This is a genomic window from Arthrobacter sp. Dra40 (assembly GCF_059091905.1).
Genome location: NZ_JBNHHB010000318.1, coordinates 1 through 4,617, shown reverse-complemented (window position 1 = coordinate 4,617; position 4,617 = coordinate 1). Strand labels below are relative to the sequence as shown.

The 4,617-nt window shown below is 67.5% G+C and carries 5 protein-coding genes; 4 read left to right on the top strand and 1 reads right to left on the bottom strand.

Annotated features, from left to right (window positions below; translation table 11 throughout):
• From AC5RWT_RS34780 to AC5RWT_RS34770, 3 genes are all read left to right on the top strand, one after another.
• A partial coding sequence (locus tag AC5RWT_RS34780; protein WP_494084201.1) for an AMP-binding enzyme occupies positions 1-774 on the top strand: 774 nt, incomplete at its 5' end.
• A gap of 137 nt (positions 775-911) precedes the next feature.
• Positions 912-1,364, top strand: a complete 453-nt coding sequence (aroQ, locus tag AC5RWT_RS34775) for a type II 3-dehydroquinate dehydratase (RefSeq protein WP_494084200.1) — start codon at positions 912-914, stop codon at positions 1,362-1,364.
• A gap of 18 nt (positions 1,365-1,382) precedes the next feature.
• Positions 1,383-2,468, top strand: a complete 1,086-nt coding sequence (locus AC5RWT_RS34770; RefSeq protein ID WP_494084199.1) for a DUF2332 domain-containing protein — start codon at positions 1,383-1,385, stop codon at positions 2,466-2,468.
• Positions 2,469-2,472: 4 nt separating this feature from the next.
• Here the strand turns inward: AC5RWT_RS34770 and AC5RWT_RS34765 are convergent, their stop codons facing one another.
• On the bottom strand, positions 2,473-3,657 hold the full coding sequence (locus AC5RWT_RS34765; RefSeq protein ID WP_494084202.1) for a MarP family serine protease: 1,185 nt from the start codon (positions 3,655-3,657) through the stop codon (positions 2,473-2,475).
• Between the two features lie 253 nt (positions 3,658-3,910).
• Between AC5RWT_RS34765 and AC5RWT_RS34760 the strand changes: the two genes are divergently transcribed.
• A complete protein-coding gene (locus AC5RWT_RS34760; protein ID WP_493966729.1) occupies positions 3,911-4,588 on the top strand; it encodes a Crp/Fnr family transcriptional regulator in 678 nt (225 codons plus the stop codon).
• Positions 4,589-4,617: the final 29 nt, after the last annotated feature.

The following is a 4,617-nucleotide window of genomic DNA, read 5'->3' as shown; positions in this document are numbered from 1 at the left end:
GAAGCCTGGATGTGGTATCGGCGGGTGATCGGCGGCGACCAGGCACCCGTCGTGGACACCTGGTGGCAGACCGAAACCGGGGCGCACATGATCGCCCCGCTACCCGGAATCACCGCCGCCAAACCCGGTTCCGCGCAGGTCGCCGTGCCGGGCATCGCCGTCGACGTCGTGGACGAACTCGGCGCCTCCGTCCCGGACGGGCACGGCGGCTACCTGGTGATCCGCGAGCCCTGGCCGGCCATGCTGCGCGGCATCTGGGGCGACCCGGAGCGGTTCAAGGAGACCTACTGGTCCCGGTTCGACAACATGTATTTCGCCGGCGACGGCGCCAAGAAGGACGACGACGGCGACATCTGGCTGCTCGGCCGGGTGGACGACGTCATGAACGTCTCGGGCCACCGGCTCTCCACCACCGAGATCGAATCGGCGCTGGTCTCCCACCCCGCCGTCGCCGAAGCGGCCGTCGTCGGCGCCAAGGACGAAACCACCGGCGAAGCTGTCGTCGCGTTCGTTATCCTCCGCGGCGAAGCAGCCACGCAGCACGGATCAAACGACGACATCGTCGTCACGCTACGGGCGCATGTGGGCAAGGAAATCGGGCCCATCGCCAAGCCGCGCACCATCCTGGTGGTGCCGGAACTGCCCAAGACCCGCTCCGGCAAGATCATGCGCCGGCTGCTGAAGGACGTGGCCGAAGGACGCGAAGTCGGTGACGCCACCACGCTGGCCGACAACACCGTCATGCAGCAGATCGCAACCTCGCTGAAGGCCTGACCGGCCAGGCGACCGGCCGACTGGCCGGGGGCTGCCCGCTGCACCTCGTGGCGGGAAACCCCCGGCCTTTCGCACCGTGCCGGCACGGTGCGAACCAGGAAAAGTCCCCCGTTCAACGCGTGAGGCATAGTAAGGGTATGACTGCAGACTCCTCCGGATCCCGCCACCTGCTGGTACTCAACGGCCCGAACCTGAATTTACTGGGCACCCGCGAACCCCAGGTCTACGGCACCGCAACCCTGGCCGATGTGGAACAGCTGGCGGCCGACGCTGCGAAAGCCCGCGGCTGGAGCGTTGAATGCGTCCAGTCGAACCACGAAGGTGCCCTCATCGACGCGGTACACGCCGCCCGCGGAACGGCGGACGCCATCATTATCAACCCCGGCGGCTACAGCCACACCTCCGTGGCACTGCGCGACGCGCTCTCCGGCGTGGCCCTGCCCCTGGTCGAAGTGCACATCACCAACATCCACCGGCGCGAGCAGTTCCGCCACCACTCCTACATCTCCGGCGTTGCCGACGCCGTCATCGCGGGCGCGGGCATCGCCGGCTACCGGCTGGCGGTCGAATACCTCGCCGAGGTCCTGTAGCAGGTCAGCCGCGGGATCATGGGCGGACAGCGAGTGGATCTCACCGGCTGGTACCGGAACTTCGGTCTCCACGAGGCTGCCGGCCAGTCAGCGGTGTACGTCGAATGGGCCGTGGGCATCAGCGAGGACCCAGCGGTCCTGGCGTTGATTGGCGCGCTGCCCGCGGCGAAGCGCCAACCCAACCTGGTCTTGGCCGCAGCCCGATCACTCGGCGCCGGAAACACGGACTACGCCGGCTTCCGCACCTTCCTGTTGGCGCACTGGGGTGCGGTCCGGGAGGTGGCGCTGGCCCGTTCCACCCAGACCAACGAACCCGGCCGCTGCGCCGTCTTCCTGCCGTCCTTGGCCGCCATTGCCGCCTCTGAAGGAAAGCCGCTGGCGCTGATTGAAGTAGGTGCCTCGGCCGGGTTGGTGCTGTATCCCGACCAGTACCGCTACCAGTACGACGGCGGTCCGATCCTCTCACCCGGCCCATCACCTTCCGGCGGGGCCGAAGCGGACAGGACCGCGGCGGACCGGGCGGCACCTGCCCCTGCCTGTGGTTTCGCGCCGGAGCCCCCGGTGCTCGAATGCTCCACCTCCGGGCGACCACCGCTGCCGCAGTCGCTGCCCCGCGTCTGCTGGCGCGCCGGAATTGACCTCAATCCGCTGGACATCACCGACCCTGGCGACGTCAACTGGCTCGAGGCCCTGATCTGGCCGGGGCAGGACTTCCGGGTCCGACGGTTGCGGCAGGCCATTGAGGTGGTCCGCCGTGATCCGCCGCACCTTGTGGCCGGCGATCTCAACGAACATCTGCCCACTCTGGTAGCGCAGGCTCCCCGGGAGGCGGCCGTCGTCGTTCTCCATTCTGCGGTGCTGGCCTATCTGGCCGAACCGGACCGGCTGCGCTTCCGGACCATCATTCAGAAGCTGATCCGTGAGCAGGGGGTGCATTGGCTGGCGAACGAAGGGCCCGGCGTCATGCCGCTGCCGGACGATCACTCGGGCGTCCCCGGCTTGGACGACCCGACCTTGCGCGGGCGGTTCCTGTTGTCCCAGAACGGCCGACCGGCAGCGGTCACCGGCCCGCACGGACAGCGGCTTGACTGGCTCGCGCGGTGAGAAGCTAGCGCGTCACGCACTGGCCGGCGGAGATGGTCTCCTGATAACCGGGCGCGCCCTCCACGACCGGCTGAACCTCATCCAGCGTCAGCGCGTAGCCCACGGGCACGTTTTGGGTCGACTTGGCGAACACCACCCCCGCGACGTTTCCGCCGCTATCCAGCAGCGGCCCGCCGGAATTCCCCTGCTGCACGTCCGCCGCCAGCGTGTAAACCTCGAGCGAGGACGGGTCCGCGCCGTAGATGTTCTGCACCAGCACCTGCGAACGGCCCTGCACGGTGGCGGGATAGCTCTGGAACGGCCCACCGGCCGGATAGCCCTGGAACGCCGCGAAGTCTCCGGCTGACAGTTCCTTTCCCAACGGCAGCGGCCGGACGTTCAGCCCGTCTACCGCCAGCACGGCCAGATCGCGCACCGGGTCGAAGAAGACCACCCTCCCGGGCAGCACCCGTCCGTCCGGAATCTCCACCACCGGTTCGTTGACGCCGGCCACCACGTGGGCGTTCGTCAGCACGCGGTCCGGCGCCACAGCAAAACCGGAGCCGGTCTGGTTCTGCCCGCATTGGAAGGCCGTTCCCGCGATCCGCAGCACCGAGGCCGCTGCTTGGTTTAGCGCCGGCGTATCGGTGCTGTCATTGGGAAGCTGCGCCGGCTGCTTCGGCGCCTGCGGGTCAAGAACCTTGGGGATCCCGTCGGCCACCACGATCGAGCGAACCTGTGCCGCCCAAGCCTTCACTGGCTTGGGCGTCAGGTTGTCAATGGAGGCGATGACCTTGGACGCCGCGATCTGTTGCGAGATGAACGGCACGCCCATGGTGCCCAGACTGAACGCAAGCATCGACATGACCAGTGCGGTCACGGCCAGGTTCATGAGGCCGCCCAGCAGGCGGTCCAGCGGCCGCAGCGGTGGGAAGTCCATCCGTCGACGGACCGCCGCCCCGATGCCTGTTCCCAGTGCATGCCCCAGCACCACCAGCAGCACCGCCACGGCAATGGCTGCCGTCAGCCGCCAGGAACTGTCCGGGGCCCATTGGCTAACCAGCGGGATGGCGAAGAAAGCCGCAACGCCTCCCATCGCGATGCCGGCGATGCCGCCAAGCGTGACCAGGAAGCCCTTGCGCAGGCCGGAAACCAGGTACGCCAAGAGGATGAGCAGCAGGACGATGTCCAGGATGGTCAGGCCGAAAATCACGCATTCTCCGTCGCGGTGGGGTGATCCTCAGTCTAATCGGTCCGCCTGCGGGAATTTTTAAGGCCCGTCGGTAGTTGTCACCTCCGGTAGCCCGTGTCCGGCTCTCGATGCCGCCGCTTTTCCCCTTCTCTGGGAGCGAAAAGCCTTGTGGAAGATGTCACAACCGCTCAACGTGCGGCAAAATGGAGGACAGTGCCCCCACGGGAGAGCAGCTTGACCGACAGCCGTACAGTACGAAATTGGAGAATTCATGGACGTAGAGATCCTTCGCCGCGCACCTCTTTTTGCCACTCTTGACGACGACGTTTTCGCCGCGCTGACAGACGAGCTGACCGAGGTCGATCTGTCCCGCGGCGCATCGGTGTTCCGCGAAGGTGACCAGGGCGACCAGCTGTACTTCATCGTCTCCGGCAAGATCAAGCTGGGCCGCACCGCCGCGGACGGCCGGGAGAACCTGGTGGCCATCCTTGGCCCGGGCGAGCTTTTCGGCGAGATGGCGCTCTTCGATCCGAGCCCGCGCAGCACCTCCGCAACGGCTGTTTCCGAGACCCGTTTGGCCGGACTGAAGAACGAGAACCTGCGCGGCCTGCTGGAGACCCGTCCCGAGGTCTCGGCGCAGTTGCTGCAGGCCTTGGCCCGCCGCCTCCGCCGGACCAATGACTCGCTGGCCGATCTGGTCTTCTCCGACGTTCCCGGCCGTGTTGCCAAGGCCTTGCTGGACCTGGCCGATCGTTTCGGCCGCCCCGCCACGGACGGCATCCTGGTGGCACACGAACTGACCCAGGAAGAGCTGGCCCAGCTGGTGGGCGCTTCCCGCGAAACCGTGAACAAGGCGCTGGCCGAGTTCGTCCAGCGCGGCTGGCTGCGCCTGGAAGCACGCGCGGTGGTCATCCTGGACATCCAGCGGCTGCGCCAGCGCTCGCGCTGATTGCCTGCTGCGAACGACGGCGGGGGCGC